The following is a 6,738-nucleotide window of genomic DNA, read 5'->3' as shown; positions in this document are numbered from 1 at the left end:
CCTTGCAATAGCAGGGTTTTAAATAAATAAAACAAAGATAGTGTTAACACTATCCCCTAAAAGCCAAAGGGGAATATATGATAAATTTATAGATGGGTTGAATAAAAATTTTGTAGCTCCAGCCGTTGAAGATAGGCATCAAGGGGAATAAAACATGAATGGGGACATTGGGTACTAGCAAAACAAATTGTGGTTACAATTTGTTAACTACTAACGGGGGTCTTAATGAGCGAAGCAAATTTACTAAAATTCATTATAGTTTAGCAGAGTTTAGGGGGGAATGATAATATGGGAATACTTGATAAAATAATATCTAGTCTATTTGGCAATAAAAAAATGAATCAATCCGTAAACAATTATAGTCAACCAATAAATCAAACAGAACACAATCGAAGAGTTGAATCCTATGAAGAATATATGATTTATAAGAAAAGCAGCAATTATCCTGATGATTTTGTGATATTTGACTTTGAAACTACTGGTTTAAGTGCAAAAGAAGAAAAGATAATCCAAATTGGTGCTTTAAAATATAGAAATAACGAAAGGATAGATGAATTTATTACTTATGTGAATCCGCAAAGGTCAATTCCTAGCTTTATAACAAATTTAACAGGTATTAGAAATAATGATGTTAAGAATTCACCTACAATAGCACAAGCATTACCAACATTTTTAGAGTTTATTGGGAGTGATGTAATTATAGCTCATAATGCAGACTTTGATATGAAGTTCTTACTTAACAACGCATTTATTCTAAACATAAAAAAAATTGAAAATAAGGTAATTGATACATTATCACTATCTAGAAAATATATAAAAGATGTAAATGGAAACAAGTTAGGAAACTATAAACTTCAGACTTTAAAAGATAGGTTAGGTATTATTGTTGGTTCTCATAACTCAGAAGATGATTGCATGGTTTGTGCAGAAGTCTATAAGAAATGCAAAGAAATACAGGTAAAGGTGCAGGTTCATTCAAAACCAAAAAAAGAAAATATAGTAGTGGATAATAAAACGTCACAAATAGAATTACAATGTTTCGAGAATGTAAAACAGATTCTATTAAAAAATAATAAAGTTATAAAATTCTTAAAGCCTAATCATATAGGTAATTATTATGACATTTTATCATTTTATAGCCTTGTCAGAATTAAATTACAGGGGAAAAAACAGTATATATTAACTAGGCATAGTCAAGATGAAATACAGTCCGTATGGAAAGAGGCAATATGTGAGGCTGCCACAAAAGGTGAAACAGGGACTACTAGAATATTATTTAACTCACCAGATGACCTGTTTAAAATAGAATCTTTAATAATAAAAGATTTCGATAATCTTATGAAAAGTCTGGAATATTACAGGCAAGGTGTTGGTTCTGGCGAAAGTCATATTCAAGAATATTTAAGTTCAATGTAAATGAAATGCCTTATACACACAAATGACTAGATTTATATGCTCATTTATAAAGTACGTTAAATATATTTAATACAAACTTTGGCATAAATTATTTAAAAGAAGTAAAAAGGCATACAATATATTTTGTTACATTGTATGCCTTTTTAGTGTCTCAAAGAATTTAGTTTGTAAAATTCAAAAAATGTTTGTTGCTGTTTCAAAGCTTCAAAGTTGTGAAGAAATAATTATAGGAGCTGCTGGTTTAACTGTAAATGCTAATCATCGCATCCGACATATTGGTAGTATCGGCATAATGATTCACAAAGCATATTAAAATAAGGGTGTTGGTGCTACTCAAATTGATGCACTTATTGATGTGGGGGACAACTGGTTAATGTTTGTTGGATTGTGTTAATAGAAGGCTTATTAAACTTCGGTTTGATAAAAAAACTGGGGGTTATAATCATAATTTTTATAACGATGAGTAAAATATACTATAGTAATTATTAGGAATGATTAATATAGATAACTCAATTGAGCTTATACCAAGAAAGGAATTTTTTACGACAACTTGGGTTAGAGATATAAAACTTGAGAGTGCCATTTTTGATTTAATTGATAATTCAATTGATGCTGCAAAACGAATTAGGGGATACAAATCACTAGAGGGATTTGAAATAAGCTTAAAGATAGAAAATAATACATTTATTATAAGAGATAATTGTGGAGGAATAACTTTAGATGGTGCTAAAAGCCATGTATTTAAGTTTGGAAATGACACTACAAACTCATGTGAGTATGATAATATTGTTGGTAGATATAATGTTGGAATGAAGAGGGCTATGTTCAAAATAGGAAGGCTAATAGAATTAGTATCTCATACCGATGTAGATCATTTTAAGGTAAAAATTGACGTAGATCAGTGGGTTAAAAAGCAAGATTGGGCAATAAATTTATCTGAATGCGATAACTCCTATATAAATGGTACATTCATAAAAATCACAAAAATTAATAAAGGTATAAAAAGTGAATTTAACAAAAAAGGATATATTTCAAGATTAAGACAAGATATAGCATTAAAGTTTAAGGATTGCATATTGCGAGGTATTAAAATATATCTAAAAGAAGAGGGTGTATTAAAGTTAATAAAGATAGGAAGTAAGAAAGAGAATGATATTAAAGTATATGAAAAAGATATAAATATTAATAAATTTAAAGGTAATGTTAAAGTGTATAAAGGCATAGAAAATATGAGTGAAGCTGGTTGGAATATATATTTCAATGAAAGATTAGTTGTTGATACAAACAAAAGCAAATTAACCGGTTGGAATTTAAAGTTAATAAGTGATAAATACGAAAATATAATTTTTAGTGAGCAATATTATGGATTTAGAGGATATTTAAATCTTAATGAAAAAAGCCAGTATTCACTACCATTTACAACTACGAAAGATGGGTTAGATAAAAGTCATGAAAACTATGAAAAAATACTTGAAATTCTTGTTAAAGCAATGAAAGCGGTGAAAAATAATTTTGAAAAACCTGACGAAGTAAATATTTCATATAAAAGACCAAGAACAGAAGTAGAAATACTTAAAGCTGAGTTTAATGTAAATTCAGCTAAAGCTGTAGGGGAAAAGACTTATGATATTCATATAGGAAAGTTATAAAAGCTAACTAATAATATTACTATCATTAGTTAGCTCGGTCAGAAATTAGCTTCACATTATTCTTATTATTTGATGTAGTTAATAAGATAAGATTACCTATTAGCATAACAATATGTGTTCATAAATAGTTCATGCCCCCAGGGGGGTCTTTGTGAGGCAGAAGACGAACTTGTTACTACCATAAAATAGATGTTTATGGTAGTATTTCAATTATAAAAAAATGTTAGCTTATATTTTTATGGCTTTTTATCCAATCGTATATATATTTCATTTAGCTAATTCCTTAAAAGCTTCTAAATTTTCAAATAATATTCTATCTGCAATTGTGTCTAGTTTTTCTTCCTCGGATATTGCCCCTTTGCTAAATTCATCAAAATCTAAAAGAATATATTTAGGTTTATTATTTTTCATTATAACTACAGATTTGTCCTCATCTACTAACTTTGAAACCTTAGAAAAATTCTGATTAGCTTCTGATATCGAAACCATCTTTTGACTGTTTAATAACATATATATACCTCCTATAAATTTAGTTTTCATACATTATCATATCATCTTTAGGATAAATTTAACCTAATTATAAAAATATATTTAATTCATGCAATTTCAAAATCCATAACTTAACAACTAGAATATAAATTAAAAGAATATAGTCTTTTAGTTTTTTGATCTATTTTGTTACATAAAATAGATATTAATCCCTTTAATAAGTTAAAGAGGATATAATATGTATAAAAGTAATTGTGTGTTAAAAAAAAAAAAAATTATAATGTTTTACGTTATAAATATTAGATAAGGATATTACACGTTGAGGGGAGAAAATTATGTTGGAAAAGGAAATTATTAAAGAAGCCGATGTTATTAGTAACGGAAGATCCGATAAGAAGAGCAATGTAATTAACGAGTTAAAAGAAACTTGTGAAAAACTATTGTATGAGAATAAACTATTACCATTAGATCAATTTAATCAAGGATACAATTTATTTGCTCAGAAATTTAATCCTATAAAATTAAAGGAATTAGATGGTGAACTTTTAATAGAAACTATGTTTAATATAGGGAATAAAGATGGACTTACATATTGGTTAGAGTTTAAAAACGATGATGAATTTAGGACTAGTATTTGTAGTTATGGTAGCATTGCTGGGGGAAGTTCATTTAAATTTATAATGTACAAAAGGAATATCGATGGCAGGTGGGTTACTGGAAATCCTAAAAACCCTACGATTTTGACAACAGAGGGAGCTATTAATGTAGGTAGAGAGCTAAGAGATTCTCTAACAGCAGGTGCTGATTTAATTGATAAGTTATTAGAGAACGCAAGTATCCAGGATTACGCTAAATTACAAGAACAATTAGATATTATTTTAATAAAAAATATGTCCAATCTTGGGTGGGTTCATAAGTATTACCACATGCTATATCCAAATAAAATTGATGCTTTTCATACTGCTCGGTGGCAGAAACATGTATTGATTTACAGTAACAGCAAACCTATGCAAGAGGACAAACTTTATACTATGTCAGGACAAATGATGCAAATTGTAAAGCAGACGGGGCTCCCTTCTAGTTATGTAATGAATTCAATGTGTGAGTTGTTCGGGTCTCCAAAGAATTATTTTAGAATAGGTACTGGTGATAATGGTAATAGTTATTGGAATGATATGAGAGACAATTCTTATGTAGGAATTGGGTGGCCAGATTTAGGCGATTTGAATTTATATTTTGAGGGCAAAAATGTAAAAAATGATATCGCGTCAGATCTTATAAAGTATTATGAACATGACAAAAGTACAGCAAGTAGAAAAGCTGGCGAAATCATAAGATTTTATAGGAATATTGTAATTTCAGATGTTGTAGTTGCGGTAAGTGGTGAAAAGGTGTTAGGTATAGGCCAGACTACTGGAGATTATGAGTATATAGAAAATAGACCTTATCCACACTGTAAAAAAGTTGAATGGTTAAGAATATTTAAAGAGCCAATTAAGCTTCCCAATGCTAGTGCAGGAAAATTTACGTCTTGTTTCGCTTATAAGGATATTGAAAACATCTTTGAAATTGAAAGACTTATGAATGAGGAAAATGATGGTGGGAGTACTGAACGAGAGCTTAAGGGAATAGTTGCAGAGATTGAAAGTGTCTTTAAACGTAAGAAACAAGTAATTTTATACGGACCACCTGGCACAGGGAAAACATATTATGCAGAAAAAGCTTGTAATGAACTAGCAGCAAGAAATTTGTTTAGAAAGTCTTTTGTTTCATTAACAACAGAAGAAAAAAGTACCTTAATAGGAGATGGTAGAGCAAGTGGTACTGTACGTATGTGTTGTTTCCATCCATCTTATGGATATGAGGATTTTATTGAAGGTATAAAACCTAGGATTTTAAACAATCAAACTGTATTTGAGGTAAAAGATGGAATATTTAAATCTATATGCTCAGATGCGGTAAAAGAGCCTGATAAAAACTTTTATTTAATTATTGATGAGATTAATCGTGGAGATATTTCTCGGATATTTGGTGAACTTATTATGCTTATTGAAGCAGGAAAACGTGGGAAAGAGGTTATTCTGTCACTATCAAATCTACCTTTTAAAGTGCCAGAGAATGTATATATTGTAGGAACCATGAATACTGCTGATCGTTCGATTGCTCTTTTAGATGTAGCACTACGAAGGCGTTTTGGGTTCATTGAATTAATGACGAATTATACTTTGTTTGATGAGACTGTGTTTGAAGGATTACCACTAGATAAATGGCTTAAAGAATTAAATGCTAGAATATGTGAGTGCATTGGTAAAGATGCTCGAAATTTACAAATTGGCCATTCGTATTTTTTAGAAAAAGAAAGACCTATTACTGAAAATGAAAAATTTAAAAGAATTATTAGAGAAGATATTATTCCTCTTATTGAAGAATATTGTTATGGGGACTATGCTTTGATTTCTAAAATTTTGGGTGAAGGTATTGTTGATGTGAAAAATCAAACTATTAGATTTGAGTTGTTTAATACATCAGATATATCTGACCTAGTAACAGCGCTACTCACGCCATGTCCAACAATACGCGAAGTAGGAAAAATAGCAGAGGATGATGAAATAGAGGAAGAAACTGAAATTGAAAAGGTCAATGAGAGTGATAGTGGAGATAAAATATCATGAATCAAACTTTCAATTTAAAAGAGTGGTACAGCATAATCTTGAAGGATATGGAGCTTCATGATAACGACACTCGTGATATTGCAAAAGCACTTAATAATAAAGGAATTATAGAAATCATAGAACTTAAAGGTGGGTTATCTATAAGAACTAATTCTTATGTTGGTAGAATTAGACTAGGAGAGTTACAACTAAATGTGTACCCAAAGATAAATGGTATGCCACTTTATAAACTGCTAAGGTATGCTTATGGATTAAGAGAGCTTAAATTATTTAATGAGGCTGAGCATGATATAGGTAATTTTAAGTTCTTTGACTTACTTATTTATGAACTTTATGTTGAAGCAGAGGACTTGCTACATAAAGGAATTCAAAAGAGTTATATAAAGAGGGGAGAGAATTTATCATCACCTAGAGGCAGAATTGATATTAATAGACTTTGTGGTCAAGGCGGAATTACAAAGTCTACATTACCTTGCAATTACTTTAATAGAGATGAAAATAATATATTGAAT

The 6,738-nt window shown here is 29.6% G+C and carries 4 protein-coding genes and 1 pseudogene; 4 read left to right on the top strand and 1 reads right to left on the bottom strand.

The window, feature by feature from the left end:
- Window positions 1–288: 288 nt before the first annotated feature.
- Both Q0649_RS08705 and Q0649_RS08700 read left to right on the top strand, forming a co-directional pair.
- Window positions 289–1,416 (top strand): 3'-5' exonuclease, encoded by a 1,128-nt coding sequence (locus Q0649_RS08705; RefSeq protein WP_298840317.1) that lies wholly within the window; start codon window positions 289–291, stop codon window positions 1,414–1,416.
- A 491-nt stretch (window positions 1,417–1,907) separates the two neighbouring features.
- Window positions 1,908–3,065 (top strand): ATP-binding protein, encoded by a 1,158-nt coding sequence (locus Q0649_RS08700; protein WP_298840314.1) that lies wholly within the window; start codon window positions 1,908–1,910, stop codon window positions 3,063–3,065.
- A 267-nt stretch (window positions 3,066–3,332) separates the two neighbouring features.
- On the opposite strand, the gene Q0649_RS08695 is transcribed toward Q0649_RS08700, so the two are convergent.
- Complete coding sequence (locus Q0649_RS08695; protein ID WP_298840311.1) at window positions 3,333–3,575, bottom strand: type II toxin-antitoxin system Phd/YefM family antitoxin; 243 nt, start codon at window positions 3,573–3,575, stop codon at window positions 3,333–3,335.
- A gap of 314 nt (window positions 3,576–3,889) precedes the next feature.
- Here Q0649_RS08695 and Q0649_RS08690 point away from each other — a divergent pair, with 314 nt between their 5' ends.
- Window positions 3,890–6,226, top strand: coding sequence for an McrB family protein (locus Q0649_RS08690; protein ID WP_298840308.1), 2,337 nt, complete (start codon window positions 3,890–3,892; stop codon window positions 6,224–6,226).
- Window positions 6,223–6,738: pseudogene (locus Q0649_RS08685) on the top strand (restriction endonuclease); the annotation flags it as partial. The gene Q0649_RS08690 and the pseudogene Q0649_RS08685, both read left to right, overlap by 4 nt.

It is taken from the genome of uncultured Clostridium sp., assembly GCF_937920395.1.
Lineage (GTDB): Bacteria > Bacillota > Clostridia > Clostridiales > Clostridiaceae > Clostridium_AD.
Note: the sequence above shows the minus strand (reverse complement) of the source record. Positions and strands in the feature narration are given on the sequence as shown.

Excerpts from the sequence above, each read along its gene's own strand:
- Q0649_RS08705 (WP_298840317.1), top strand. The coding sequence starts at position 289 with ATGGGAATACTTGATAAAATAATATCTAGTCTATTTGGCAATAAAAAA.
- Q0649_RS08695 (WP_298840311.1), bottom strand. The coding sequence starts at position 3,575 with ATGTTATTAAACAGTCAAAAGATGGTTTCGATATCAGAAGCTAATCAG.
- Q0649_RS08700 (WP_298840314.1), top strand. The coding sequence starts at position 1,908 with ATGATTAATATAGATAACTCAATTGAGCTTATACCAAGAAAGGAATTT.
- Q0649_RS08690 (WP_298840308.1), top strand. The coding sequence starts at position 3,890 with ATGTTGGAAAAGGAAATTATTAAAGAAGCCGATGTTATTAGTAACGGA.